The organism is Streptomyces alboniger (assembly GCF_008704395.1).
Taxonomy (GTDB): Bacteria; Actinomycetota; Actinomycetes; order Streptomycetales; family Streptomycetaceae; genus Streptomyces; species Streptomyces alboniger.
This window is the reverse complement of record NZ_CP023695.1, coordinates 7,322,304-7,347,610: the sequence shown is the minus strand read 5'-3', so window position 1 is coordinate 7,347,610 and position 25,307 is coordinate 7,322,304. Positions and strand designations below refer to the sequence as shown.

Here is a 25,307-nt window from a genome sequence, read left to right as displayed (position 1 = left end):
CACGTCCCCCCTGTCCGCGCAAGCCGCGGTGGGGAAAAGGCCCCTACAAGATTACGTAGTTCTCGTGGCGGTCCGTCGGCCGGGGCGGGCGACGGTATACGCGGCGCCCGGCGCAGCGGGCGCTCCGGGCCTGAGCCGACGTCGCGGCACAGGCTCTCCACTCCCCCGCACCCCTGGGAAGAGGCACTGGCCATGAGCGAATCCCCCACCGTCGTCGATGTCACGGCAACCGGACTGACCAGCACCCCCGTTCAGCAGGCCGTGGAGCTCGCGCGCCGGCACGGCCCGCTCTACGTCCGCCGCTACCACGGCCGCGACGTCGCCTTCGCCTCCTCCCTCGGTCTTGTCGAGGAACTGTCCGACGAGACGCGTTTCGCCAAGGGCGTCGGGCCCGCTCTACAGAACGTCCGGGGCATCGCCGGTGACGGCCTGTTCACCGCGTACGACGACGAGCCCAACTGGGCCAAGGCGCACGACATCCTGCTCCCCGCCTTCGCCATGAACTCCATGCGTACGTACCACCCGCACATGCTGCGCGTGGCCCGGCGCCTCATCGCCTCCTGGGACGGCCGGTTCACACCGGGCGCGGCCGAGTCCGCGCCGGTGGGCGTCTCGGAGGACATGACGAGGATGACGCTGGACACCATCGGCCTGTCCGGCTTCGGCTACGACTTCGAGTCGTTCGGCCGCACCGATCCCCACCCCTTCGTCGAAGCGCTCGTACGGGCGCTCGGGCACAGTCAGGCGAAGCTGGCCCGGGTGCCGGGCGGGGACTACGCGGCCGAGGACGGGCAGTTCGCCGCCGACGCCCTCTTCCTGGCGCGGATCGTCGACGAGGTGATCGACGCCCGCAAGGCGGCGGGCGACACCTCCACCGACGATCTGCTCGGCCTGATGCTCAACTCCCCCCATCCCGGGAGCGGGGAGGCGCTGGACGAGGCCAACATCCGCAACCAGGTCATCACCTTCCTGATCGCCGGGCACGAGACGACGTCGGGCACGCTCGCCTTCGCCCTCTACTACCTGCTGAAGAACCCGGCGGCGCTGCACCGCGCCCAGTCCGAGGTGGACACGCTGTGGGGTGACACGCCGGACCCCGAACCGTCGTACGAGGACGTGGGCAGGCTGCGTTACGTACGCCAGGTCCTCAACGAAGCGCTGCGGCTGTGGCCCACCGCCCCCGCGTTCCAGCGCCGGGCCCGCTTCGACACGACGATCGGCGGTCACTATCCGCTCGGGGCGGGCGAGTCCGTGGTGGTGCTCACCCCGATGCTGCACCGGGATCCGGTGTGGGGCGACAACGTCGAGGAGTTCGATCCGGAACGCTTCGCCCCCGAGGCGGAGGCGGCCCGCTCCCCCCACGCGTACAAGCCGTTCGGCACCGGTGAACGCGCTTGCATCGGGCGTCAGTTCGCTCTGCACGAGGCCACGATGCTGCTCGGCATGCTCGTGCACCGCTACCGGTTCATCGACCACGCGGGCTACGACCTGTCCGTCAAGGAGACCCTCACCCTCAAGCCCGACGGCTTCACCATGACCCTGGCCGCCCGCACGCCCGAGGACCGCGAACGGAGCCGGTCCGCGCTGCGCGAGCTGACGTCCCTCACGGGGTCGGCCGGTCCGGTGAACGGGGCGGGCGCCGCAGCCGATCGGGGACGGGACGGTCTGCCGGCCCGGGTGCTTCCCGGTACCGCGCTGGCCTTGCTGCACGGCTCCAACTTCGGGACCTGCCGGGCGTACGCGGAGCAACTCGGCGAGCAGGCCGCGGAGCTGGGCTTCGACGTACGCGTCTCACCTCTGGACGAGGCCGTCGGCACCCTGGCCGCCGATACTCCGGTGGCGATCGTCGCGGCCTCGTACAACGGCCAACCCACCGATGACGCACACCAGTTCGTGGACTGGCTGACACAAGCGGGGCCGGACGCCGCCCGCGCGGTGCCGTACACGGTTCTCGGCGTCGGGGACCGGAACTGGGCCGCGACCTATCAGCGGGTGCCCACCCTCATCGACGAGGGGCTCGCGGCGTCCGGCGCGAGCCGCCTCATGGAGCGCGTGGAAGCCGACGCCTCCGGAGATCTGGCCGGTTCGGTACGGCGCTTCGCCTCGGCGCTGCGCGACACGCTGCTGGAGCGCTACGGCGACCCGAGGAGCGTCGGGGCGGGCGACACCGCTCCCCCGCCCCGGGCCTATGACGTCGTGGAGGTCACCGGCGGGCCGCTGGACGCGCTGGCCGCGCGGCACGGCACGGTGGCGATGACGGTGGCGGAGAGCGCCGACCTGGTCGACCCCGCGCACCCGCTGGCCCGCCCGAAGCGGTTCCTGCGCGTCGCGCTCCCCGACGGCGTGACCTACCGCACCGCCGACCACCTGAGTGTCCTGCCGGTCAACGCACCCGAGTCGGTCGAGCGTGCTGCGGCCGTTCTCGGGGTCGACCTGGAAGCGGTCCTCAACATCCGGGCGCACAAGCCCGGACGGGCCACCCTGCCGCTCGACCGGCCGGTCATCGCCCGTGAACTGCTCAGCAGGTACGTGGAGTTGCACGACGCCCCGACCGCGGAGCAGGTGGCTCTGCTCGCCGGGCACAACCCGTGCCCGCCCGAGCGGATCACCCTGGAGCAACTGGCCGCCGATCAACAGGCGTTGGCAGAACGGCCCGGCTGCCTGCTCGATCTGGTCGAGGACCATCCGGCGCTGCGGGGGCAGCTGCCCTGGCCCGCGCTGCTCGAACTGCTGCCGCCGGTCCGGCCCCGCCACTACTCCATATCCTCGTCCCCCGCCGCCTCACCGCGCCACGCCGACCTGATGGTCTCGCTCCTGTCAGCGCCGGACCGCTCGGGCCGCGGGACCTTCCGCGGCACGGGTTCCTCGTATCTCCACCGCGTACGGCCCGGGGACACGCTGCACGCGCGCGTGCAGCCGTGCCGGGACTCATTCCGCCTTCCCTGCGACGGTCGTGCGCCGGTCATCATGGTCGGCGCGGGAACGGGCCTCGCCCCCTTCCGCGGAGCGATCGCCGACCGCCTGGAGCGGCTGCGCGGTGGCGGCGAACTCGCCCCGGCGCTGTGCTACTTCGGCTGCGACCACCCGGACGTCGACTATCTGCACCGGGCGGAACTGGAGGACGCGGAACGCGCGGGCGCGGTGTCCATGCGCCCCACGTACTCCAAGGCCCCCGAGGGTGACCTGCGTTTCGTCCAGCACCGGATCGCGGCCGAGGCCGAGGAGGTCTGGCGCCTGCTCGAGGCGGGGGCCGCGGTCCACGTCTGCGGCGACGGTTCCCGGATGGCCCCCGGGGTGCGGGAGGCGTTCCAGAGCGTGCGTACGAAGTTCGCGGGCGGCGACGCGGCCGAGGCCGAGGCCTGGTGGCGGGACCTGGTCACCGAGGGGCGCTACGTCGAGGACGTGTACGCGAGCAGCTGAGAGGCCGGACCCGGCAGAAGGCGTCCTCGGCGGTGGAGCGAGGGGCGTGCGTGGCGTGCGCTAGGCGAGCCACGCCCCCTCGCGCATGATGACCCGGCCGCGCAGTTCCGGCTCGTCGCGCCACGCCAGCACGGTTTTCGGCACCACCCGGAGATAGGTGAAGGGGCCCTCCCCCTCGCGGGGGTCCCACCCGAACTTCGCGGTGAACGCGTCCGCAGCCTCCGTCGGCACCTTTTGGGCCGGGAAGCACTCCGCCTCCCCCTTCAGGAGCACCACGTCGGCGGTGTCGGGCAGGGCCAGGCGCACCCGGGGTTCCTCGCGGGCGTTGCGCGCGGTCGCGGAGTTCGCGCCGGTGCACATCCACACCGCCTGCCCGTCCCACAGGAACCACAGGGGCACTTGGTGCGGGCCGTGGTCCGGGTGCGCCGTCGAGACCCATATGTCCCGTTCCGAAGCGAGCCGTTCGAGGGTGTCGCGCTGCCGCTGCGACACATCGCGGTACGTGTGCTGCGTGATCTGCATGACCGACGACCCTAGCCTGCCGGGTGAGGTTCAGCCGCGGTACGTCTCCAGGAGCCGCAGCCAGACCTCGCTGATCGTCGGGTAGGCCGGGACCGCGTGCCACAGGCGGTCCAGGGGGATCTCCCCGGCCACCGCCATCGTCGCCGAGTGGATGAGTTCGCCGACGCCGGGGCCGACGAAGGTGACGCCGAGGAGGATCTCGCGGTCCAGGTCGACGACCATGCGGGCGCGGCCCCGGTAGCCGTCGGCGTAGAGGCCCGCGCCCGCGACGCCCGCCATGTCGTAGTCGACGGCGCGCACCCGGTGCCCCGCGGCCTCGGCCTCCGCGAGGGTCAGGCCCGCCGAGGCCGCCTCCGGGTCGGTGAAGACCACCTGGGGTACGGCTGCGTGGTCGGCGGTGGCGGCGTGGGCGCCCCAGCGGTCGGTCTCCAGGAGGGGGACGCCCTGGGCGCGGGCGGCGATGGCGGCGCCCGCGACGCGGGCCTGGTACTTGCCCTGGTGGGTGAGGAGAGCGCGGTGGTTCACATCGCCCACCGCGTACAGCCAGTCGCTGCCCGCCACGCGCAGGCTCTCGTCGACCGGCAGCCACGAGCCGGGCTCCAGGCCCACCGTCTCCAGGCCGATGTCGTCCGTGCGCGGTGCACGGCCCGTGGCGAAGAGGATCTCGTCCGCCCGGAGGGTCGAGCCGTCGTCCAGGGTCGCGGTGACCGTGCCGTTCTCGCGTGTGACAGCGGTGACGGAGACACCGGAGCGGATCTCGGCGCCCGCCTCCGTCAGGGCCTCCTGGACCAGCTCGCCCGCGAACGGCTCCATGCGGGGCAGCAGGCCCCCGCCCCGCACGAGTACGGTCACGCTCGATCCCAGCGCCTGCCAGGCCGTGGCCATCTCCACGGCGACGACGCCGCCGCCCACCACCAGGAGGCGGTCCGGCACGCGGTCCGCGGCGGTCGCCTCGCGGCTCGTCCACGGCTTGACGTCGGCGAGGCCCGGCAGGTCGGGCAGGGCCGCGCGGGTGCCGGTGCAGACGGCGACCGCGTGGCGGGCCCGCAGCGCGGTCTCGGTGCCGTCCGTGCCGGCGACCGTGACCTGGCGGGGTCCGGCGACGCGGCCGTGGCCCCGGTAGAGGTCGACGCCGACGCCCTCCAGCCAGCCGACCTGGCCGTCGTCCTTCCAGTGCGAGGTGTAGTCGTCGCGGTGCGCGAGGACCGCGGCCGCGTCGAGCGGGCCCCCCACGGACTGGCGCAGCCCGGGGACGCGGCGGGCGTCCGCGCGGGCGATGACGGGGCGCAGCAGGGCCTTGCTGGGCATGCACGCCCAATAGGAGCACTCGCCTCCGACGAGTTCGCTCTCCACGATCGCGGCGCTCAGCCCCGCCGCGCGGGCCCGGTCCGCGACGTTCTCCCCCACGGGACCTGCACCGATGACTACTACGTCGTACGTCTTGGCATCCGTCATGGGGACAGTCTGTCGGCAGGTGTGCGCCGTGGCCACATGGGTACGCGCGCGGAACACGCCCGTGCACGCACGGACCGGCTCCGTGCGCGGACGGGCGGAATACGTTCGCACCATCGGCCGTTGTGGACAGCGGCCATGCCCCACACAGGAAGCAGGGACACCATGAGCAACGCGACTCTGGAGCTCACCAAGGAGAACTTCGACCGGACGGTCACGGACAACGAGTTCGTTCTGATCGACTTCTGGGCTTCGTGGTGCGGTCCTTGCAAGCAGTTCGCCCCGGTCTACGAGAAGGCCGCCGAGGCCAACCCCGACCTGGTCTTCGCCAAGGTCGACACGGAGGCCCAGCCGGAGCTGGCCGCCGCCTTCAACATCCAGTCCATCCCGACCCTGATGATCGTCCGCGATCAGGTCGCGGTCTTCGCCCAGCCGGGCGCGCTGCCCGAGGCGGCGCTGACGGACGTCATCGGGCAGGCCAGGAACCTGGACATGGACGAGGTGCGCAGGCAGGTCGCCGAGGAGCAGTCCAAGCAGCAGGAACAGGAGCAGTGAGCCACCGGTAGATCAGGGGGCCGGGCCGCGAAGGTCCGGCCTCGGAGCCCGGCGCGGGCTCTCAGCTGGACTCGCGGTGCACGACGGCCGCTCCGAGCATGTCGTGCACCTCGGGTTCGGCGCCCGGGTCGCGCACCACGCGGTCGACGAGTTCCGCGAGGCCGCGGCCGGAGGGCAGCTCGATGCGGACGGTGCTGAGCCGGGGCCTCAGCAGTCTGCCGAGCATGAGGTCGTCGGAGCCGATGACGGCCGCCTCTTCGGGGACCGCGATGCCTTCGTCCTGGAGGGCCCGCATCAGCAGCATCGCGTACTCGTCGTTGTACGCGAAGACGCCTTCGAGGCCCAGCGAGCGCCAGCGCGCCGCGAGCCCGGCGGCGGACCCCTCCTCGTAGGCGAGGGGCAGTTCGGTGACCGAGGCGCCTGCGATGTGCGCGTCCGCGACGGCGGCGCGGAGGCCTTCGACGCGGGGCCGTGAGAAGAGGTCGAGGCCGGGCTCCTCGGGGACGACGGCGCCGATCCGGCGCCGCCCCCGGGCCAGCAGGTGCCGGGCGGCGGCCTCCCCCACCCGGCGTCCGTCCATCAGGAGCGCGTGCGCGCCCTCGACGCGCTGCGGGCCGAGCGTGAAGACGGCCTTGGCGCCCGACCGCTTCAGGACCGTCACGCCGTGCGGCCCGAGGGCGGAGGTGTCGGGGGCGAGGACGGCCACGGGGCGCAGCTCGGCCCAGGCGCGGGCGGCGTCCTCGCCGGTCATGCCGAGGCTCGCGTACTGCACGACGGTGTAGTCGAGGCGGCTGAGCGCCCACTGGAGTTCGTTGAAGAACCGGCTGAAGAGCGGGCCCATCGGTATCTCCGACGTGGGCATGAGAACCATGCGGCTGTGTCCGGCGCGCAGGCTGCGGGCGGCCGCGTGCGGGACGTAGCCCAGTTCCCTGGCGGCCTCGTGGACGCGGCGGCGGGTGGGCTCGCTGATCCGTACGGTGCCGGCGTTGTTGAGGACGTAGCTGACGGTCGCGCGGGAGACGCCCGCGAGGCGTGCGACGTCGGCGCTTGTCGGCACGGAGCGCTTGGCCGGCTGCTGGTTCGGTATCTGCACCATGACATCGGCATCCTCGCAGACGGCGGTGGGCGGCCCAACGGCGGGCGCCGGGTGAAGTTCCCTGCTGCGGTTCGGTCTTGTCCCCTCCGCCGCCGTTCCGCGGCCTGCTACTCGCCGGTTAACGTGCGGGCACGTGTCGTCGACCGAAGGTGTCCCCACATGACTGCCGACCGTGCCGAAGGCCTGACCCGTACCGCTCGCGCGCTGGCCGAGGGAGAGGTGTCCTCGCGTGCGCTGACCGAGCGGGCGCTGGCCAGGATCGAGGCGGCGCAGCCCTCGTTGAACGCCTTCAAGCGGGTGCGGGCCGAGGCCGCGCTCGCCGAGGCGGACGCCGCCGACCGGGAGTTGGCCGCGGGCGGGCCGTTCGCGGGGCGGCCGTTGCTGGGGGTGCCGCTGGCCGTCAAGGACGACATGGATGTGGCGGGTGAGCCGACCGCGTTCGGATGCAGGGGTGACTTCCCGCCGAAGTCCGAGGACTGTGAGGCCGTGCGGCGGCTGCGGGCGTCCGGTGCCGTGATCGTCGGCAAGACCAATACGTGCGAGCTGGGGCAGTGGCCCTTCACGGAGGGGCCCGGCTTCGGCGACACGCGCAACCCGTGGAATCCCGGTCATACGCCCGGCGGTTCGTCGGGCGGCTCGGCGGCCGCGGTGGCCGCGGGTCTGGTCCCCGCGGCGCTGGGCTCGGACGGGGCGGGTTCGGTACGGATACCCGCCGCCTGGACCCATCTGGTCGGCATCAAGCCGCAGCGCGGCCGGATATCGACCTGGCCGTGGCCCGAGGCGTTCCACGGCATCACCGTCAACGGCCCGCTCGCCAGGACGGTCGCCGATGCCGCGTTGCTCCTCGACGCGGCGAGCGGCAGCCACCGGGGTGACCTGCACCGGCCGCCCGCGGTACGCGCCGCCGAGGCCGCCACCCGCGACCCGGGGCGGCTGCGGATAGCGCTGTCGCTGCGCATGCCGTTCACGGCGACGCCCAAGCGGTTGCATCCGGCGGTGCGGCAGCGGGTCGTCGCGCTGGCGGACCGGCTCGCCGCGCTCGGGCACGACGTGGAGGAGGCCGACCCGGACTACGGTCGGATAGGGCTGGCGTTCGTGCCGCGCGCCACGGCGGGCATCGCGGAGTGGGCGCGGCACGTCCCCGACAGCTCGCTCCTCGACCGGCGCACCCGGGAGGCGGCGCGTATGGGGCGCCTGCTGGGCGGTGCGCCGCTGCGCCTGGCACGCCGCGCCGAGGCCGCGCTGCACCGTCGGGTGGGTGCGGTCTTCTCCGCGTACGACGTGGTGATCGCGCCGACGACGGCCACTCCCCCGCCGCGGATCGGCGCGCTGGCGGCGATGAGCGGCTGGCGCACCGACCAGGCGATGATCGCCGCCTGCCCCTACGCCTGGCCGTGGAACGTCCTCGGCTGGCCGGGCGTCAACGTCCCCGCGGGACGGGTCGCGGGCACTCTCCCGGTCGGCGCCCAGCTGCTCGGTCCCGCGGGCAGCGAGCCGCTGCTGGTGTCCCTGGCCGCGCAGTTGGAGGCGGACCAGCGGTGGTACGAGCAGTGGCCGGCCCCGGCCCAGGAGGCGGAACGGACGGCATGACCCGGCGCGGCGCCCGCCCGACCGGGGTGCCGGCGCCGGCTCTCAGAACTCCGCCAGTGTCCGCCACAGCTGCGGGTCCTCGAAGCCGAGTGCCCACAGCACGGTGTGGGCCACGCCGTGGCGCCGCAGGACGGGCAGGTGCGCGGCCGTACCGCGCGCGTCCTGGTACCAGACCTCCCGGGTCGTCCCGCCTTCCTGGTAGGTGAAGTGGGGTGTGCTGGAGGCGGGGTCGAGGCGGTAGGGCGCGCCGACCTTGCGGCGCAGCGCCTCCGCTTCCTTGGACGTCACGGCCCGGGCGCGCCCCGGTGTGCCGACGGCCCAGTCCCAGCCGTAGGCGGGCAGCCCCATCTCCAGTTTGGCGGGCGGTACTTCGGCGGTGGCGCGGCGCAGGATCTCGTCGTACCAGGCGGGGCTCGACAGGGGGCCGGGGGCGCCTTCGGCCCAGTGGAGGTTGTACGCCATGATGCGCAGCCGGTCGGCGGCGGCGCCGAGCCGCTTGTAGTCCCAGACGCGGCCGGTGCCCGCGGTCTTCGGCGAGACGGTGATGACGCACTGCTTGCTCAGGGCGTGCAGCCGGCGGCAGAGGTCGGTGACCATCGTGGCGTATCCGTCGCGGACCTTCTCGTACGTGGCGTCGCCGGTCGGCGCGATGGTCTCGTAGTCGAGATCGAGGCCGTCGTAGTCACGTCTGCGTACGACGTCGAGCAGGGTCTCGATGTGGGTGGCGCGGCGGGCCGGGTCGGTCACCACGCCGGCGAGGGCGTCGCGCGGCATCCTCTCCATGACGGTCGGCACGACCTTGATGCCGGCGCCGTGCAGCCCGTCGACGACGTGCCGCTCCTCCGCGTGGAGGTGCGGGTCGATCCGTCCGGCCAACTTCGTCTCGTACCAGAAGGGGCTGACGGTGTGCAGCTGGTCCGCGTGGCGCAGGGCGGTGTCGTACGCGGTGTCCTGGTCCCAGTACGGGAGCCAGGCGGAGGCCGTGCGGGGCGGCGGGGCCGGGGCGGGCGGGGGAACCGGGTCGGAGGCGGCCCGGGCCTGCGGGAGCGCCGCTGCCGCCGTCGCGAGAGCGGCGAGGGCGACGAGGGCGCGGGCACGGCGCGGGTGACGAAACATCATAAACCGAGCGTGCGGGGCGCCGGGGGCTCTCGCCGCGCGGGTTGGGCCGGACAGGTTCCGCGGCCCGGTACGAAAACGGCTTCAGGGGCACTCTTGTGCGAACGGCCTTGAGGGTTTTGGGTGTGACGAGCACCTACGATTGGAAGGATCCCCGCATGCCCGAGGGAGACTGTACGCATCACCTGATACCGCCTCGTGCCAAGGCACCGGATCCGGTGACCGAGGCGGAAGTGGAGGCGCTGGTCCGCGGCATCTGCTTCAAGACAGGGCCGCCACGCTCCACCGGTGTCGAGCTGGAATGGCTCGTCCACGAGCCCGGACTGGCCCATCTGCCCGTCCCCACCGCTCGTCTCGAAGCGGCCTATGCCGCTCTGCGGGCCCTGCCCCTGCACGCGTCCGTCACCGTCGAACCCGGCGGCCAGCTGGAGCTCAGCTCGCTGCCCGCCGCTTCCCTGACGGAGTGCGTCTCGGCCATGCGGGCCGATCTCGGCCTCGTCCGTGACGCGTTACTCTCCCATCGCCTCACCCTCAGCGGGCTCGGCGCCGACCCGTGGCGGCCGCCGTCGCGGATCCTGCGCGAGCCGCGCTACGACGCGCTGGAGTCCTGCCTCGACCGCGGCGGCCCCGCGGGGCGCCGCATGATGTGCTCGACGGCCTCCGTGCAGATCTGTCTGGACGCCGGGTACGAGGAGCCGGGCCCGCTCGGCTACGCGCGCCGCTGGCGGCTGGCGCATCTGCTGGGTCCGGTCCTGGTCGCCGCCTTCGCCAACTCCCCGCTCCAGGAGGGCCGCCCGACCGGCTGGCGGTCCACGCGCCAGGCGGTGTGGGCGGGCATCGAGCCGGGCAGGTCCGGCGCCCCGCCGCTGGAGGGAGAGCCGCGCGAGACCTGGACGCGGCACGCGCTCGACGCGCCGGTCATGTGCGTCAAGAGGCCGCCGGGCGAGGGCCCCTGGAGCGCCCCGGAAGGGCTGACGTTCCGGTCCTGGGCCCGCTCGGGCGTGCCGCGGCCGCCGACGCGCGACGACCTCGACTATCACCTGACCACGCTCTTCCCGCCGGTCCGCCCGCGCGGCCACCTGGAGCTGCGGATGGTCGACGCGCAGCCGGGCGAGGACGGCTGGATCGTGCCGCTCGCCGTGACGAGCGCGCTGTTCGACGACCCGGAGGCCGCCGAGACCGCCTACCGGGCCGTCAAGCCGCTCGCCGAGCGGGAGGGGCCGCCGGGCTCGCCCGCCGCCCCCCACAGCCCGCTGTGGCTGGACGCGGCGCGCCACGGCATGGCCGACACCGAGCTGCGTGACGCCGCCGCCGTCTGCTTCGCCGCCGCCGTCGACGCGCTGCCCCGGATGGGCGCGGACGCGTCCGTGCGGGACGCGGTCGCCACGTACGCCGACCGGTATGTCGCGCGGGGCCGCTGCCCGGCCGACGACCTGCTGGACGGCCTCGGCGACGCGCATCGACACCAAGAGACCACGGGGAAGGACACCCGCCGATGAACGGCCCCACCGACCCGGAAGCCCTGCGCGAGCGTGCCCTTGCCGCGCTGCTGGCCGCCCGGGACCGCACGACCCTCCTCACCACGTGTGTCGAGGATTCCGAACTGACGGCTCAGCACTCGCCGTTGATGTCACCACTGGTCTGGGACCTCGCGCACATAGGCAACCAGGAGGAGCAGTGGCTGCTGCGCGCCGTCGCGGGCCGTGACGCGATGCGGCCCGAGATCGACCCGCTCTACGACGCCTTCGAGCACCCCCGCTCACAGCGGCCGAGCCTTCCGCTGCTGGCGCCCGCCGAGGCCAGGGGCTACGCGGCCGAGGTGCGGGGGCGCGCTCTCGACGTGCTGGAGAAGACACCCTTCCGGGGTACGCCGCTCACCGACGCGGGCTTCGCGTTCGGGATGATCGCGCAGCACGAGCAGCAGCACGACGAGACGATGCTCATCACGCACCAGCTGCGGTCGGGCCCCACCTCGCTCACCGCACCGGACCCGGAGCCGTCCCCGCCGTTCGCCGGACCCGACGAAGTCCTGGTCCCCGGCGGCCCGTTCACGATGGGCACCTCCACCGAACCGTGGGCTCTGGACAACGAACGCCCCGCGCACCGCCGTCTGGTCCCGCCGTTCTTCATCGACACCACACCGGTGACGAACGCCGCGTACCAGCGGTTCATCGACGACGGCGGCTATGAGGAGATGCGCTGGTGGTCGCCCGCGGGCTGGGCGATGGTACGGCAGAACGACCTGCGCGCCCCGCTGTTCTGGCGCCGCGAGGGCGGCCAGTGGCTGCGGCGCCACTTCGGTTCGGTCGAGCCGGTGCCCGCCGACGAGCCGGTGCTGCACGTGAGCTGGTACGAGGCCGACGCCTACGCGCGCTGGGCGGGCCGGCGCCTGCCCAGCGAGGAGGAGTGGGAGAAGGCCGCCCGGCACGACCCGGTGACCGACCGCTCCACACGCTACCCGTGGGGCGACGCCGACCCCACGCCCGAGCGGGCGAACCTGGGGCAACGGCACTTGCGCCCGGCCCCCGCGGGCAGCTATCCGGCCGGTGAGTCACCGCTGGGCGTCCGGCAGCTGATCGGGGACGTGTGGGAGTGGACGTCCAGCGACTTCCTGCCCTACCCCGGCTTCGCCGCCTTCCCCTACCGCGAGTACTCGGACGTCTTCTTCGGCGGCGACTACAAGGTGCTGCGCGGCGGGGCGTTCTCCGTGGACGCGGTGGCCTGCCGGGGCACGTTCCGCAACTGGGACCATCCGGTGCGGCGGCAGATCTTCTCCGGGTTCCGCACCGCACGGGACGCCGGGCCGACGGAGACCTCGGCCCCGGAGGCGGTCTGATGTGCCGTCACCTGGCTTTCCTCGGCCCGCCGGAGCCGCTGGGAACGCTCCTCGTGGAGCCCGCGCACAGCCTGTACCGCCAGTCGTGGGCGCCTCGCCGGCAGCGGTACGGCACGGTCAACGCCGATGGTTTCGGGGTCGGCTGGTACGCGGACGGCGATCTCGTGCCCGGCCGCTACCGCCGCTCCGGGCCGATCTGGGGTGACCAGTCCTTCGCCGACCTCGCCCGGGTCGTCCGCTCCGGGGCGCTGCTCGCGGCGGTGCGGGACGCCACGGTGGCGGGCGCGGACGGTGAGGCCGCGGCCGCGCCGTTCGCCTCCGGGCCCTGGCTGTTCAGCCACAACGGCGCGGTGACGGGCTGGCCGGGATCGCTCGCCGCCCTCACCGAGGCGCTGCCCCCGGCCGAGCTGCTCTCGATGGAGGCGCGCTGCGACTCCGCGCTGGTGTGGGCGCTCGTCCTGCACCGGCTGCGCGACGGCGACGAGGAGGGGCAGGCCCTGGCCGACACCGTCCTCGACGTCGCCGCCGCGGCCCCCGGCTCGCGCCTCAACCTTCTGCTGACCAACGGCGACACGATCACCGCGACCGCCTGGGGCGACACCCTCTGGTACCTGGCGGAGCCGGGCCGCCGCACGGTGGTCGCCTCCGAGCCCTACGACGACGATCCGCACTGGCGCGAGGTGCCCGACCGCACCCTGCTCGCCGCAAGCCGCACCGACATACTGCTGACACCGCTCAAGGAGCCCACTGCGTGAGCCCGTTCCTGCTGACCCGCACCCTGCCCGAGGACGCCACCGGCGCCGCGCTGCGCGCCGATGTACGGCACGGCCTGACGAGCGCCTCGAAGTCCCTGCCGCCCAAGTGGTTCTACGACGCGCGCGGCAGCGCCCTCTTCGAGGAGATCACCACCCTGCCCGAGTACTACCCGACCCGCGCCGAGCGGGAGATCCTGGTCACCCGCGCCGCCGAGATCGCGGAGGTCACGGGCGTACGGACCCTGATCGAGCTGGGCTCAGGCTCCTCGGAGAAGACCCGCCACCTGATCGACGCCATGCCCTCCCTGCACACCTACGTACCCGTGGACGTGAGCGAGAGCGCGCTGACCGGCGCGGCGAACACGCTGCTCGCGCGGCGGCCCTCGCTCGACGTGCACGCCCTGATCGCCGACTTCACGCGTGGTCTCGCGCTGCCGGGCACGCCGGGCCCGCGCCTGGTCGCGTTCCTCGGCGGCACGATCGGCAACCTCCTGCCCACCGAGCGCACGGCGTTCCTCTCCTCGGTGCGCGACCTGCTCGCCCCCGGCGACGCGCTGCTCCTAGGCACCGACCTGGTGAAGGACGAGTCGGTGCTCGTCTCGGCCTACGACGACGCGGCGGGTGTGACCGCCTCGTTCAACAAGAACGTGCTTGCGGTCATGAACCGCGAGCTGGAGGCGGACTTCGACCCCGACGCCTTCGAGCACGTCGCCGTCTGGGACCGCGAGCGGGAGTGGATCGAGATGCGGCTGCGCTCGACGGCCGACCAGACGGTGAAGATCCCCGCGCTCGACCTGGCCGTCGACTTCGCCGCGGGCGAGGAGATGCGCACGGAGATCTCGGCGAAGTTCAGACAGGACGGGGTGCGGGCCGAACTGGCCGCGTCTGGGCTGGACCTGACGCACTGGTGGACGGATGAGCGGGGGCGCTTCGCGCTGTCGCTGAGTGCGCCCGTGTAGGGAGCCGGGCCGCTGTGCGGGGCGGGGCCTGTCCGCGTACGGGCACGGCCCCGCCCTCACAGCCCCTCGATGTCCAGCGCCCTGGTGATCTTGCGGGAGGCCTCGCGGGCCCGCGTCGCCGGGTCGCCGCCCGTCAGGACCTCGGTCATGTAGTCCTTGATGGGGTTGTCGGCCTCGACGGACGCCCAGCGCGGCGAGTTGGGGGTCGCCCGGCCGTTCGCCGCGCCGGCGGCCATCGCCGCGACGCCCGCCTCGCCCGCCACGGCGGGTGCCAGCTTCGCCTTGTTGGGAACGTAGTTCATGGTCCTCGCCAGGTCGGTCTGCCACTTCTTGCCGGCCAGGGCCTCGATCACCTCGACGGCGCCCCTGTGGTCGTCGCTGCGCTCGGGCACGATGAGGTCGGAGCCGCCGGTGAAGACCGCGCCGGGCTTTCCGGCCCTCTTGCCGGGGATCGGGAAGTAGCCGAGTTTTCCCTTCAGTTCGGGGTTCTTCTCCTCGATGGCGCGGGCCGCTCCGGGCACCGCGACGATCTGGGCGACGTCGCCGCCCGCGAACACCCCTGCCTGCGCCGGGTGTTCCTCGTCGGCGTCGCGCGGGCCCCGGCCGAGGGCCTGGAGGCGCTGGTAGAACGCCATGCCGCGCAGCGCCGCGGCCGAGTGCAGGGTGCCGCGCCAGTCGCCGGACGACTCCTTGGTCTCCTTGGCGAGGTCGCCGCCCTCGTCCCAGATGAACCCGGCGAGCGTGTACCAGTCCTGGCCCGCGAGGTAGATGCCCTGGTTCCCCCGGGTGTTGAGCTTGCGCGTGTCGGCGATCCACTCCTCGCGGGTGCGCGGCGGTCTGGTGATGCCCGCCTCGGCGAAAAGGTCCTTGTTGTAGATGACGACGCGGTTGGCGGCGTACCAGGGGATGCCGTACTGGCCCCCGTTGTAGCGGCCCGGTTCGGCGAGGCCGGGCAGCCAGTCGTCCATGCCGAGGTCGCGCGCGGACTCCAGGGTCAGGTTGTACAGGCCGCCCTCGTCGACGTACTGGGCGACCTGGGTGTTGCCGACCTCGATGACGTCGGGCGCGTCACCGCCGGTGTCCTTGAGCGCCTTCTTCACCTTGGTGCCGATGCCCGTCCACTCCTGGACCCGGATGTCCAGGTCGATGGCCTCGTGCTCCTTCTCGAAGTCCTCGGTGAAGCGTTCGACGAACTCCGGCGACGCGCTGCCCTGCATCATCCAGACGGTGACGGTGCGGTGCTCGTCCTCGCCGGGCAGCAGCCCGCACCCGGCGAGCATCAGGGTCGAGGAGAGGGCCAGGGCCAGCGGCATGGCGGCGCGGCGGTGCGGCTTCACGTGGGTCACTTTCTGCCTGCGGACAGGGGAAGGTCAGCCCGACGCGGGGGGTGAGCGGATGGCTCGAACGGGTACTGGCTGGATTTTGGTCCGTACCAATGAGCCGGTCAAGGGGGTAACCGTCGGATACTGGGCCGGATACCCCCTGGGGTACGCCGTCTCGCGCGTCCGCACGTGCTGGTGCACGGTGGAGTGACGCACTCCGTGATGTCAGCCAACGGCCAGGAGGAACCCCTTCATGTCGGACCACACCTACCGCGTGACCGAGATCGTCGGCACCTCGCACGAGGGTGTCGACCAGGCGATCCGCAACGGGATCGCGCGCGCCTCGCAGACGCTTCGTTCGCTCGACTGGTTCGAGGTCACGCAGGTGCGGGGGCATATCGAGAACGGGGAGATCCAGCACTACCAGGTCGGGCTGAAGGTGGGATTCCGCCTGGAGGACGGAGACCAGGCGTAGGCGCGGTGCGCGGCGGGGCGGGAATCATCGCGGCCCTGTGGTGTTGAACCCTGCGTGAGCTCAGTGATCGCGGCAACCCGGTTCTCCGTCCTCGACCGTTCGCGCACCCGTGAGGGGCACGACGGGCCCGAGGCCCTGCGCGCCACCGTGCGCCTGGCCCAGGAGCTCGAAGCTCTCGGCTACCACCGTTTCTGGGTCTCCGAGCACCACGGAGTGCCGGGTGTCGCGGGCTCCGCGCCCACGGTCCTCGCCTCGGCCGTCGCGGCGGCCACGCGCACCATCCGGGTCGGCACCGGCGGCGTGATGCTGCCCAACCACCGATCGCTGGTCGTGGCCGAGCAGTTCGGGGTGCTGGAGTCGCTCTTCCCGGGCCGGATCGACATGGGGCTCGGCCGTTCCGTCGGGTTCACGGACGGGGTCCGCAAGGCACTCGGCCGCGACAAGCACGACGCGGAGGACTTCGCCGGGCAACTGGCCGAGCTGCTCGGCTGGTTCCGCGGCACGTCCGCCACCGGCGTGCGGGCCCGCCCGGCGGAGGGCCTCACCGTCCCGCCGTACGTCCTCGCCGTCGGCGAGGGCGCCACGATCGCCGCCGAGGCGGGCGTCCCGCTGGTCATCGGGGACATCAGGGGCCGCGAGAAGATGCTGCGTGGCATCGAGACGTACCGCGGCTCGTTCCGGCCCTCACCCTGGCTCGCGGAGCCGTACGTCATGATCGCGGGCACCGTCGCCGTCGCGGGAAGCGAGGAGGAGGCCCGCCGACTGCTGATCCCGGAGGCCTGGTCGATGGCGTACTCCCGTACGCACGGCACGTTCCCGCCGCTGCCTCCCGCCGAGCGCGTGGAGTCCCTGACGATGACGGACAGGGAGCGCGGCTTCTACGAGTCGGGGCTGCGCGGCCACGTGTACGGCACGCGGGAGCAGGTCGCGGACCAGCTGGAGCATGTGATCAAGGAGAGCGGCGCTCAGGAGGTGCTGGTGACGACCAGTACCTACGACCGTGCGGGCCTTGTGGACTCCTTCCGGCGCCTGGCCGAAATCGCGGAGCTGCGCCCGGCCTGAGGACCTGGTCCCGGACGGTCCCGGACTCCCGAGGTCCCGCCCGCACCGTCCGCCGGGATCGGCCCGGGGTGTGGCACGGGCGGGCGCGGTGCCCCCGTGGCACGGGGGACGGTTCCAGCGGGCGCACCGCGGTCTCGGGTGGTGCCTCTCACCAGGTGGCGGTCATGTCGTGGCCAGTGCCTCGGTCGGGGGCAGCCGGGCGGCTCGTACGGCCGGATAGAAACCGGCGAGGCCGCCGATGACCAGGGTGGCCCCGACCCCGCCGGCCATCGCCCAGAGGGGGACGACGGACGGCCAGCCCTGGTAGGAGGCGTAGCCGCCGGTGACGGCGATGCCGAGCAGGACGCCGCCGAGGCCGCCGAGAGCGGACAGGAGCAGCGCCTCGGCCAGGAACTGTGTGCGTATCTGGCCGCGGGTGGCGCCCAGCGAGCGGCGCAGGCCGATCTCGGAGCGGCGTTCGAGCACGGAGATGACCATGGTGTTGGCCACGCCGACGCCGCCCACGAGCAGGGCGACCCCGCCGAGGCCGAGCAGCAGTCCGCTGAGGGCGTCGTCGGTGGCTTCCTTGGCGGCCAGCGCGTCGGAGGGCCGGGATACGGTGGTCTCGCTGGGGGTCTCCGGGTTGGCGGTGGCGCCGAGGACGCTCTGGACGTCGTTGACGGCGGCCTCTTCGGCGCGGGTGTAGATGGCCGTCGGGTAGCCGTCGAAGCCCAGCTCCTCCTCCGCGATCGTCCAGCCGACCAGGACCGAGGAGTCCAGCGAGGGCACCAGTTCGTTGGCCGCGAGCAGACCGACGACGGTGTACCAGCGCCCGCCGAGCCATACCCGCACGTCCGGTCCCGCCTTGTGCACGCCGAGTTGCTCGGCGGCCTTGGGGCCGAGGACGGCGGCCGGGTAGCGGCTGTTGGCGGCGTTGAGCCAGCGGCCGTCGACGATCTCGGCGCCGACCGACTTCGGCAGGTCGGTCCGGGCGGCGGCGACGCTGAGGCCGCCGGTCTCCTGCTTGGGGGTGTGGTCGTTGCGGTAGACCTTCGCGCTGGTCTTGCCGACGGCGGAGACCGACTCCACGTCGTCCATGTTGCCGATCATCTCGACCGCCTCGGCGGGCAGATGTGCCGCGTCGCCGACGAAGGACTGGCCGGGCGTGACCGTCAGGAGGTTGGTCCCCATGGCCTTGAGCCTGCGGTCGAGATCCTCGGTGGACGAGGTGGAGATGCCCACCACGCCGACCATCGCGGCGATCCCGATGGCGATGCCGAGCGCCGACAGGAACACCCGCATGGGCCGTGAGCGCAGCCCGGAGCCGCCGACGCGCAGCACGTCCGCCGGGTTCATCCGGGCGGGCTTCGGCCGCCGCGGCGGCTCTGGGCTCCCGGCGCGCTCCAGCTTCCCGGTCGTGTTCGTCACGCTCATCGCACGGCCTCCTCGGGCACCAGGGACGTGGACGTGCCCGCGCCGCCGGAGTCGTGTTCCAGGCGGCCGTCCTTGACCCGCACCTCGCGGGGCAGGGTGGCGGCGATGTCCCGGTCGTGCGTGATGACGACCACCGTCGTACCGGCCTCGTGCAGCTCGTGCAGCAGCTCGATCACGACCGCGCCGGACCGCGAGTCCAGCGCGCCGGTCGGCTCGTCGGCCAGCAGCAGCGGCGGGTCACCGAGCACGGCCCTGGCGATGGCCACGCGCTGTTTCTCGCCGCCGGACAGCTGGTGCGGCTCGTGGTAGAGACGGTGGCCTAGTCCGACGCGGCGCAGCGCCTTCTCGGCTAGGCGACGCCGTTCGCCGCGCGGCCTGCCGCTGTACAGCAGCCCGTCCGCGACGCTGTCGAGTGCGGGCACTCCGGAGGCCAGGTGGAACTGCTGGAAGACGAAGCCGATGGTGCCGGCCCGCAGCGCGGACAGCTCGCGGTCGGTCAGGCTCGCCGCGTCGTGCCCGTCGATGCGCACCGTGCCCTTCGTCGGGCGGTCCAGGGTGCCCATGATGTTGAGCATAGTGGACTTGCCCGACCCCGACGGGCCGACGATGGCGAGGAGTTCACCTCGCCGGATGACGAGGTCCGCGTCGCGCAGGGCGGCGACGTCCCCGTACGTCTTGGACACACCCGCCAGTTCGACGACCGGACGGTCCGTGATCGCCCCCGTTGCCTCCCAGGTCACTTGGGGACCCCCACGACGGTGCCTTCCTTGATGCCGGTCCCGGAGATCTGGACCTTGCTGTCCGCGAACATGCCGGGCTTGACCGGGCGCAGCTCGGTGCCGTCCGCCGTGACGACCTCCACGGCGTAGCCGCCGCCCTTCCGCGCCACCAGGGCGTTGACGGGCACCACGAGGACGTCCTTGCGGGTCTCGGCCTTCAGCGTGACCTCGACGGCCGCGGCCTGGTAGCGGCCGAGCCCCTTCTGGTCCTTCACGGTCAGCTCGACGGGCAGAGTGGGGTCTTCGTCGCCGCCCGAGCCGCCGGACCCGGAGTCGGACTCGCCGGAACCGGAGGAGTCCTCGCCTTTGGAGGTCGACGGCGTGCCGATGTCGGTCACCTCGGCGGTGACGGTGGTGTCGTCCGGGAGCCTGACCGTGGCCTCGGTGCCCTTGTCGACCAGGTCCTCGAACTGCACGTCGAGGTCGATGCCGACGATGCGCTCGGTGCCGGTCCAGGACAGCAGGTTCCCGCTCAGGGCAGCGCCGGGGGTGGCGGTCACGTTCGCGACGCGCCTGGCCTCCGGGGCGACCAGGGCCTCCCCCGGCCTGACCTCGCCGGTCTCCTCGCGGTTGAGGCCGTCCTGCCAGTCCCGCACGGCCTCGGCGGTGGCGGAGTCGTACGTGTCGTCGACGGTGAAGCCGGTGTGGCCGAGGGCGCGGAGGTTCTTCTCCAGCATCTCGACGTCGGCGCCCTCGGAGCCCGGCTCCAGCGTGCGGTAGAGCGGGAAGGAGCCGTAGAGGAGCGGGACCTTCTGCTCGTCGACGCGGTAGACGGTGTCACCGCGCTTGACGACCTCGCCCTCCTCGGGGACCCAGGTGACGATGCCGCCGCCGTCACCGCCGGATGCGCCGCCCTGTCCGGCGGTGCCGGTGCCGGCCGACGAGGCGGGGGCCTGCACGGTCTGCGCGTCGCCGTAGCCGAGGTTGCCGTCGACCGTCTCGGAGTCGGTCAGGGTGGTCCGTTCCACCTCGGCCGTCGCGGGCGGCCCGGTCGGTGCGGTGCTCGCGGAGTCCGTGCCGTCTCCGCCCAGGGTGCCGGTGGCGGCGATGCCCGCCGCCGCGGCGACGGCCGTCGCGGCGAGCACGATCAGGGCGGTGCGCAGCGGGCGCCGCCTGCGGGCGCTGCCCGGTTGCTCACCGTCCTTGGCGGGGTCCTCCCGGGCGGCCGTGTCCACTTCTTTGGCGGGCTCTTCCCCGGCGGGGGTGTCGAGGTCCTTCGACGTCTTGGTCGACACCTGCCCGGAGGTGTGGCGCTCCAGCGCCCCGGACGGCCTGTCCGGCGCCATCTCGTCCGTGCCGTCCGCGGTCACTGCCCACCCCCGGCGGGCCCGAACATGACGCCGCCGCCCGGGTACTTGCTCTGGCAGGTCTGCATGGCCTTGGTGAACGCCGCGTCCTGCGGGTCGACGCCCGCGCCGATGAGGTCGATGTTCATGGTGCCGCCGTTGATCTCGGGGTCGGGGAACTTCGGTACGCCGTTCTCGCGCAGGCACTTGGCCCACGCTGCGACCTTGGCCGAGTCGAGGGCCTCCCCGCCGCCTCCGCCGCCGCCGAGCCCCTGCGGCGCCTTGTCCTGGCAAGCCTCCGCGGCCTTCTTGAACGCGTCGGAGTTCGGGTCGGCGCCGCCGCCGTCCGGGGTCAGCTTGACGCCACCGGTGTCCTGCTGCGGGTCGGGGAAGTCGGGAACTCCGTTGCTCCGCATGCACTCCGAGTAGGCCAGAGCCCGGTCGAAGGCGCTCGTCGGCGACGGGTCCTTGTCCTTGGACGCGGCGGAGGAGTCGCCCGAGCAGCCTGTCAGGGCGGCCCCTGTGACGAAGACGGAGGCGGCCAGGAGGGCGGGGGCGATGACTCGCTTGGATGCGACGCGCTTGTGCCCGGTCGCTCGCTCGTGTGTGAGGAACATGGACCACACTTCTACGCGGGCGCCGGTCACACGGCGGACACAAAGCGGGGCGTCCGCACAGTGCGCTCACCACCAGCGGTTTCCCGTGCGGGCATGCCGGACGGCCACGGGCCCGGTGGGCTCGTGGCCGTCGCCGCCGCGGGCGGGGCCGGTGGGTGCTGGGCCTGCGCGCCCTACGCGTCCTGCGCGTCCCGCGCGTGCAGGGTGATCGCGCCGGTGGGGCACCTCGCGGCCGCGCCCTTCACCGCCTCCGCCACGTCGGCGCCGGGCACCGGTGTCCTGAGCAGCACCTTGCCGTCGTCGTCCGACTGGTCGAAGACGGCGGGCAGGTAACTCATGCACAGACTGGAACCGGCGCACCGCTCCCGGTCCACCCGTATCTCCATCGACATCTCTTCCCTTCCTCCCTCGTGTTCCGCCCCCGTCCTCACCAGGTGACCGGCAGCCGCTCCACTCCGTAGGCGGTCGACCTGACCCTGAACTCCACGTCCTCGGCGGGTATCGCGAGGCGCAGACCGGGGAAGCGGCGCAGCAGCTCCGCGTAGCCGATGCGCAGTTCCATCCGGGCGAGGGCGGCGCCCAGGCAGTGGTGGATGCCGTGCCCGAACGCGACGTGGGGTCCCGGCTCGCGGGTGAGGTCGAGCCGGTCGGGCTCGTCGATGAGCGCCGGGTCACGGTTGGCCAGCGGGATCGAGCAGACGAGGGTGTCGCCCGCTCTGATCCGCTTGCCGCCGAGCGTCATGTCCTCCACCGCGGTGCGGGGCGTGGGGGCGTGTGGCACGGACAGATAGCGCAGCAGTTCCTCGATGCCCCGGTCGAGGGCCGCGGGGTCGTCGCGGACCACCGCGAGCTGGCCTGGGTTCTCCAGGAGCGCCAGCGTCCCGAGGCCCAGCATCCCGGAGATGTTGTCGAGGCCCGCGAGCATCAACAGGACGCAGATGCCCCGCAGTTCCTTGTCGGTGAACTCCTCGCCGTGATCGCGTACCAGCATGCCGAGGAAGCCCTCGTCGGGGTCCTTGCGCTGGCGGGCCACCAAGGCGGCGAGGTAGCGGGTGAACGCCGTTCCAGCGGCCGCCCGCTCGCCTCGTTCCTTGCCGGTCTCCAGGTGGGCGTGGCAGCGGCGCAGGAAGTCGTCGCGGTCGTCGCGCGGCACTCCGATCAGCTCGCACAGCACGGGGCCCGGGACGGCGGCCGCGAACAGTCCGACGAGGTCGGCGGGTTGGCCCGCGCGTTCCACGGCGTCGAGGCACTCGGTGACGATGGCCTCGATCCGGGGCCGGAGCCTGCGCATCCGCCGGACCGTGAACTCGGGCGTGAGCATCTTGCGCAGCCGGGTGTGCTCGGGCGGGTCGTAGTCCATGAGCAGCCCGATGCCGTCGTCGGGCCGCTGGGTTTTGCTGGTTCCCCCCGGTGTCCGGGCGCCGAAGCGGCTGGTGGAGAACCGGACCTGGTCGCCGAGGACTTGGCGCACCTCGTGGTAGCCGGTGACCAGCCACAGCGGCCGGTCGCCCGCGCCGGGTGCCAGGCTGACCCTGGTGACGGGCCCACCGGCCGAGAGCCGGCGCAGTTCGTCGGCCGGATCGAAGCGGGTACGGCGGGTGTGCACGGGCACGGGCGCCGGCTCGTTCGGCATGTCGTTCCTCCCTACCAGGACACCGGGAGCGTCTCCACGGACCGTGCCGTGAAGCGGAGTTCGTCGCGCGGCACCGCGAGCCGCACCTTGGGGAAGCGGTGCAGCAGCCGCGAGATGGCGATCCGCAGCTCCATGCGGGCCAGGGACGCGCCCATGCAGTAGTGGAGGCCGTGTCCGAAGGCCATGTGGTGGCTGTTGTCGCGGGTGATGTCGAGGGAGTCCTGCGGGTCTCCGGGCGGCCGGGCCGCGTTGGCCTCAAGCAGGGAACACGCCACGAACTCACCGGCCTTGATCACGTGGTCCCCGATGGTCACGTCCTTCGTGGCGGTACGCGGTGAGGCGTGCGGGATGATCGTGACGCTGCGGATCACTTCCTCGACCGCGTGGTCGATCAGTTCCGGGCGTTCGGTGAGCAGGGCGAGCTGGTCCGGGTTCTCCAGGAGCCCGACGAGACCGAGGCCCAGGGTGCCGCCGGTGATCGGGATGAAGGAGGCCAGGAGGGTCGCGGCGGTGCCGGTGAGTTCCGCGTCGGTGAGGCTTTTGCCGTGGTCGCGGATCAGCCGGCCGAGCAGATCGTCGCCGGGCTTTCGGCGCTTGGACCGCATCAGCTTGTCCAGGTAGGCGAGGTACGCGGTCCCCGCCATGTCCCGCTGTTCCCGGTCGGGGTTGTCGAGGCGGTTGGTGTCGAGGTGGCGTACCAGCTCCGCCTGGTCGTCGCGCGGGATGCCGAGCAGGGCGCAGCCGATCAGACTGGTGGCCGGCCAGACGAAGTGGGCGACGAGGTCGACCGGTTGGCCGGCGCCCTCCACGGCGTCCAGGCGGTCCTTCACGACGCCCTCGACGAGGGGTTCGAGGGCGCGGACCCGTCGGAGGGTGAACTCCCCCGTCAGCATCCTGCGCAGCCGGGTGTGCTCGGGCGGGTCGTACTGGAGGAGGTTGCCGGGCTGGATCAGCCGCCGGGAGGCCTCGGGGGTCTGCGCGGGCGGCATGGTGCTGAACCTGTCGTCACTGAGGATCGCCCGCACCTCGTCGTAGCCGTTGGCGATCCAGGCACGGTCCGAGGTCCCCGGTACCACGGTCTCGACGAGCGGCGTTCGATCGGATTCCTTCAACGGCTTGGGCATGGGCGGCCTTCCTTTCCCGCACGGGTCCGGCGGAGCGTGACGTCACCAGACCACCGGCAGTACGTCGACTCCGTAGTTGGGTGTCCAGGTCCGGTACCGGAGCTGCTCGGCCGGCACGGTGAGCCGCAGTCCGGGGAACCTGCGCAGCAGTGCCGGGAGGGCGATCCGCAGTTCCAGCCTGGACAGCGAGGCGCCCAGGCAGTGGTGGATGCCGTGTCCGAAGGCCATGTGGCCGCTGCTGTCACGGGTGATGTCGAGAGTGTCCTGCGGCACTCCCGGCAGCTGGGCGCGGTTGACGGCGAGCAGGGAGCACATCACCACCTCGCCCGTCCTGATCACGTGTTCGCCCACGCGTACGTCCTTGAGGGCGTAGCGGGGAATGGAGTTCGGCACGGACGAGACGTAACGGAGCAGTTCCTCCACCGCCTGGTCGGTCAGCTCGGGCCGGTCCAGGAAGAGCGCGAGCTGGTCGGGGTACTGGAGGAGGGCGAGAGGGGCCAGTGCCAGCATTCCGCCGACGTTCTCGATGCTGGAGCCCAGGAGTGTCGCGGCGATGCCCGTCAGTTCCTCGTCGGTGACGTCCGTGCCGTGCTCGCGGATCAGCATGCCCAGCAGGTCGTCGCCGGGGTCGCGGCGCTTTTGCCGGACGAGCCTCCTGATGTACGTCACGAACGCGTTCCCCGCCGCCCGCATGCGCTCCCGCTCGCGGGGATCGGTGCGATGGTCCGTTGCGGCGGAGGAGGTGGAGACGAAGTGGCGTGCCAGATCGGCCGCGTCGTCGCGGGGCACGCCGAGCAGGGCGCAGCCGACCAGGCCGGGGATGGGCAGGGCGAAGGTGGGCATGAGGTCGGCGGGCGGACCGGCGAGCTCCAGCGCGTCCAGGCAGTCCGCCACGATCTCCGTCACGAAGGGTTCCAGGCGGCGAATGCGCCGGACGGTGAACTCGGGCACCAGCATCTTCCGCAGCCGGGTGTGCTCGGGCGGGTCGTACCGGAGGAGGTTGCCGATCTCGACGCGCCCCGCGGCCCCGTGCATCTGCGTGGGCGGTGGAATCATGCTGAACCTGTGGTCGTCGCTGAGGATCGCCCGTACCTCGTCGAAGCCGGTGGCGAGCCAGTGCCAGCCCGAGAACGACCCCTCGGCGTCGACCCGGACGAGCGGTGTCCGCGCGCTGATGCTCGCCAGTTCGGGCATGGGTTCTATGCCGTTGCGGCGCGTGTGCGCTGCGGTTTTCAGTCGCTTCGACATCCAGGGGTCCCTTCGTCATCCGTGTGCCGCGTCAGGGGATTTCGGGA

The 25,307-nt window shown here is 72.7% G+C and carries 22 protein-coding genes; 9 read left to right on the top strand and 13 right to left on the bottom strand.

The features are described 5' to 3' along the window. Positions 1 to 192: 192 nt before the first annotated feature. Positions 193 to 3,420: a bifunctional cytochrome P450/NADPH--P450 reductase gene (locus tag CP975_RS32115; protein WP_055530699.1), complete on the top strand. Its 3,228-nt coding sequence runs from the start codon at positions 193 to 195 to the stop codon at positions 3,418 to 3,420. A gap of 60 nt (positions 3,421 to 3,480) precedes the next feature. Here the strand turns inward: CP975_RS32115 and CP975_RS32110 are convergent, their stop codons facing one another. Next, positions 3,481 to 3,942, bottom strand: a complete 462-nt coding sequence (locus tag CP975_RS32110; RefSeq protein WP_055530701.1) for a pyridoxamine 5'-phosphate oxidase family protein — start codon at positions 3,940 to 3,942, stop codon at positions 3,481 to 3,483. 30 nt (positions 3,943 to 3,972) lie between these two features. Beyond that, the gene (locus CP975_RS32105) at positions 3,973 to 5,397 is read right to left on the bottom strand and encodes a dihydrolipoyl dehydrogenase family protein (RefSeq protein WP_055530703.1); all 1,425 of its coding nucleotides are present in this window, start codon (positions 5,395 to 5,397) and stop codon (positions 3,973 to 3,975) included. A 162-nt stretch (positions 5,398 to 5,559) separates the two neighbouring features. On the opposite strand from CP975_RS32105, the gene trxA reads away from it, so the two are divergent. Next, on the top strand, positions 5,560 to 5,949 hold the full coding sequence (gene trxA, locus CP975_RS32100; RefSeq protein ID WP_055530705.1) for a thioredoxin: 390 nt from the start codon (positions 5,560 to 5,562) through the stop codon (positions 5,947 to 5,949). A gap of 61 nt (positions 5,950 to 6,010) precedes the next feature. On the opposite strand, the gene CP975_RS32095 is transcribed toward trxA, so the two are convergent. Further along, positions 6,011 to 7,045 carry a LacI family DNA-binding transcriptional regulator gene (locus tag CP975_RS32095; protein WP_055530707.1) on the bottom strand — a complete coding sequence of 345 codons (1,035 nt, stop codon included), beginning with the start codon at positions 7,043 to 7,045 and terminating at the stop codon, positions 6,011 to 6,013. A gap of 159 nt (positions 7,046 to 7,204) precedes the next feature. On the opposite strand from CP975_RS32095, the gene CP975_RS32090 reads away from it, so the two are divergent. Beyond that, positions 7,205 to 8,635 carry an amidase gene (locus CP975_RS32090; protein ID WP_055530709.1) on the top strand — a complete coding sequence of 477 codons (1,431 nt, stop codon included), beginning with the start codon at positions 7,205 to 7,207 and terminating at the stop codon, positions 8,633 to 8,635. Positions 8,636 to 8,677: 42 nt separating this feature from the next. On the opposite strand, the gene CP975_RS32085 is transcribed toward CP975_RS32090, so the two are convergent. Beyond that, a complete protein-coding gene (locus CP975_RS32085; RefSeq protein ID WP_246201701.1) occupies positions 8,678 to 9,754 on the bottom strand; it encodes a glycosyl hydrolase family 18 protein in 1,077 nt (358 codons plus the stop codon). A gap of 155 nt (positions 9,755 to 9,909) precedes the next feature. Between CP975_RS32085 and egtA the strand changes: the two genes are divergently transcribed. Genes egtA through egtD form a run of 4 tightly spaced genes read left to right on the top strand, consistent with a single transcriptional unit; the run spans position 9,910 to position 14,301 of the window. Continuing rightward, positions 9,910 to 11,250, top strand: a complete 1,341-nt coding sequence (gene egtA, locus CP975_RS32080) for an ergothioneine biosynthesis glutamate--cysteine ligase EgtA (RefSeq protein WP_055530711.1) — start codon at positions 9,910 to 9,912, stop codon at positions 11,248 to 11,250. After that, the gene (egtB, locus tag CP975_RS32075; RefSeq protein ID WP_055530713.1) at positions 11,247 to 12,587 is read left to right on the top strand and encodes an ergothioneine biosynthesis protein EgtB; all 1,341 of its coding nucleotides are present in this window, start codon (positions 11,247 to 11,249) and stop codon (positions 12,585 to 12,587) included. Before egtA ends, egtB begins: the two co-directional genes overlap by 4 nt. Beyond that, positions 12,587 to 13,342, top strand: coding sequence for an ergothioneine biosynthesis protein EgtC (egtC, locus tag CP975_RS32070; protein ID WP_055530715.1), 756 nt, complete (start codon positions 12,587 to 12,589; stop codon positions 13,340 to 13,342). The genes egtB and egtC overlap by 1 nt, the downstream gene beginning before the upstream one ends. Next, entirely contained in the window at positions 13,339 to 14,301 is a 963-nt protein-coding gene (egtD, locus tag CP975_RS32065; protein WP_055530717.1) for an L-histidine N(alpha)-methyltransferase, read from the top strand. The genes egtC and egtD overlap by 4 nt, the downstream gene beginning before the upstream one ends. 56 nt (positions 14,302 to 14,357) lie before the next feature. On the opposite strand, the gene CP975_RS32060 is transcribed toward egtD, so the two are convergent. Further along, complete coding sequence (locus tag CP975_RS32060) at positions 14,358 to 15,614, bottom strand: extracellular solute-binding protein (RefSeq protein WP_055530746.1); 1,257 nt, start codon at positions 15,612 to 15,614, stop codon at positions 14,358 to 14,360. 262 nt (positions 15,615 to 15,876) lie between these two features. On the opposite strand from CP975_RS32060, the gene CP975_RS32055 reads away from it, so the two are divergent. Together CP975_RS32055 and CP975_RS32050 are read left to right on the top strand one after the other, a co-directional pair. Then, positions 15,877 to 16,098 (top strand): dodecin, encoded by a 222-nt coding sequence (locus CP975_RS32055; protein WP_030775381.1) that lies wholly within the window; start codon positions 15,877 to 15,879, stop codon positions 16,096 to 16,098. A gap of 54 nt (positions 16,099 to 16,152) precedes the next feature. Then, positions 16,153 to 17,160, top strand: coding sequence for an LLM class flavin-dependent oxidoreductase (locus CP975_RS32050; protein ID WP_055530719.1), 1,008 nt, complete (start codon positions 16,153 to 16,155; stop codon positions 17,158 to 17,160). A 162-nt stretch (positions 17,161 to 17,322) separates the two neighbouring features. On the opposite strand, the gene CP975_RS32045 is transcribed toward CP975_RS32050, so the two are convergent. From CP975_RS32045 to CP975_RS32010, 8 genes are all read right to left on the bottom strand, one after another. Beyond that, the gene (locus tag CP975_RS32045; RefSeq protein WP_055530721.1) at positions 17,323 to 18,573 is read right to left on the bottom strand and encodes an ABC transporter permease; all 1,251 of its coding nucleotides are present in this window, start codon (positions 18,571 to 18,573) and stop codon (positions 17,323 to 17,325) included. Beyond that, complete coding sequence (locus tag CP975_RS32040) at positions 18,570 to 19,313, bottom strand: ABC transporter ATP-binding protein (protein WP_246201700.1); 744 nt, start codon at positions 19,311 to 19,313, stop codon at positions 18,570 to 18,572. Before CP975_RS32040 ends, CP975_RS32045 begins: the two co-directional genes overlap by 4 nt. Then, a complete protein-coding gene (locus CP975_RS32035) occupies positions 19,310 to 20,662 on the bottom strand; it encodes a peptidoglycan-binding protein (RefSeq protein ID WP_246201699.1) in 1,353 nt (450 codons plus the stop codon). The genes CP975_RS32040 and CP975_RS32035 overlap by 4 nt, the downstream gene beginning before the upstream one ends. Continuing rightward, positions 20,659 to 21,255, bottom strand: coding sequence for a hypothetical protein (locus CP975_RS32030; protein WP_055530722.1), 597 nt, complete (start codon positions 21,253 to 21,255; stop codon positions 20,659 to 20,661). The genes CP975_RS32035 and CP975_RS32030 overlap by 4 nt, the downstream gene beginning before the upstream one ends. 173 nt (positions 21,256 to 21,428) lie before the next feature. Beyond that, positions 21,429 to 21,647, bottom strand: a complete 219-nt coding sequence (locus CP975_RS32025) for a ferredoxin (RefSeq protein ID WP_070321207.1) — start codon at positions 21,645 to 21,647, stop codon at positions 21,429 to 21,431. 35 nt (positions 21,648 to 21,682) lie between these two features. After that, complete coding sequence (locus CP975_RS32020; protein WP_055530724.1) at positions 21,683 to 22,888, bottom strand: cytochrome P450; 1,206 nt, start codon at positions 22,886 to 22,888, stop codon at positions 21,683 to 21,685. Positions 22,889 to 22,899: 11 nt separating this feature from the next. Beyond that, positions 22,900 to 24,012 (bottom strand): cytochrome P450, encoded by a 1,113-nt coding sequence (locus CP975_RS32015; protein WP_055530726.1) that lies wholly within the window; start codon positions 24,010 to 24,012, stop codon positions 22,900 to 22,902. 42 nt (positions 24,013 to 24,054) lie between these two features. Then, positions 24,055 to 25,260, bottom strand: a complete 1,206-nt coding sequence (locus CP975_RS32010; protein ID WP_055530728.1) for a cytochrome P450 — start codon at positions 25,258 to 25,260, stop codon at positions 24,055 to 24,057. Positions 25,261 to 25,307: the final 47 nt, after the last annotated feature.

Coding starts and splice junctions, on each gene's coding strand:
- CP975_RS32020 (WP_055530724.1), bottom strand. CDS start 22,888: ATGCCGAACGAGCCGGCGCCCGTGCCCGTGCACACCCGCCGTACCCGC.
- CP975_RS32060 (WP_055530746.1), bottom strand. CDS start 15,614: ATGCCGCTGGCCCTGGCCCTCTCCTCGACCCTGATGCTCGCCGGGTGC.
- CP975_RS32055 (WP_030775381.1), top strand. CDS start 15,877: ATGTCGGACCACACCTACCGCGTGACCGAGATCGTCGGCACCTCGCAC.
- CP975_RS32045 (WP_055530721.1), bottom strand. CDS start 18,573: ATGAGCGTGACGAACACGACCGGGAAGCTGGAGCGCGCCGGGAGCCCA.
- trxA (WP_055530705.1), top strand. CDS start 5,560: ATGAGCAACGCGACTCTGGAGCTCACCAAGGAGAACTTCGACCGGACG.
- CP975_RS32095 (WP_055530707.1), bottom strand. CDS start 7,045: ATGGTGCAGATACCGAACCAGCAGCCGGCCAAGCGCTCCGTGCCGACA.
- CP975_RS32105 (WP_055530703.1), bottom strand. CDS start 5,397: ATGACGGATGCCAAGACGTACGACGTAGTAGTCATCGGTGCAGGTCCC.
- CP975_RS32115 (WP_055530699.1), top strand. CDS start 193: ATGAGCGAATCCCCCACCGTCGTCGATGTCACGGCAACCGGACTGACC.
- CP975_RS32015 (WP_055530726.1), bottom strand. CDS start 24,012: ATGCCCAAGCCGTTGAAGGAATCCGATCGAACGCCGCTCGTCGAGACC.
- egtC (WP_055530715.1), top strand. CDS start 12,587: ATGTGCCGTCACCTGGCTTTCCTCGGCCCGCCGGAGCCGCTGGGAACG.
- CP975_RS32085 (WP_246201701.1), bottom strand. CDS start 9,754: ATGATGTTTCGTCACCCGCGCCGTGCCCGCGCCCTCGTCGCCCTCGCC.
- CP975_RS32030 (WP_055530722.1), bottom strand. CDS start 21,255: ATGTTCCTCACACACGAGCGAGCGACCGGGCACAAGCGCGTCGCATCC.
- CP975_RS32090 (WP_055530709.1), top strand. CDS start 7,205: ATGACTGCCGACCGTGCCGAAGGCCTGACCCGTACCGCTCGCGCGCTG.
- CP975_RS32010 (WP_055530728.1), bottom strand. CDS start 25,260: ATGTCGAAGCGACTGAAAACCGCAGCGCACACGCGCCGCAACGGCATA.
- CP975_RS32110 (WP_055530701.1), bottom strand. CDS start 3,942: ATGCAGATCACGCAGCACACGTACCGCGATGTGTCGCAGCGGCAGCGC.
- CP975_RS32025 (WP_070321207.1), bottom strand. CDS start 21,647: ATGTCGATGGAGATACGGGTGGACCGGGAGCGGTGCGCCGGTTCCAGT.
- egtA (WP_055530711.1), top strand. CDS start 9,910: ATGCCCGAGGGAGACTGTACGCATCACCTGATACCGCCTCGTGCCAAG.
- egtB (WP_055530713.1), top strand. CDS start 11,247: ATGAACGGCCCCACCGACCCGGAAGCCCTGCGCGAGCGTGCCCTTGCC.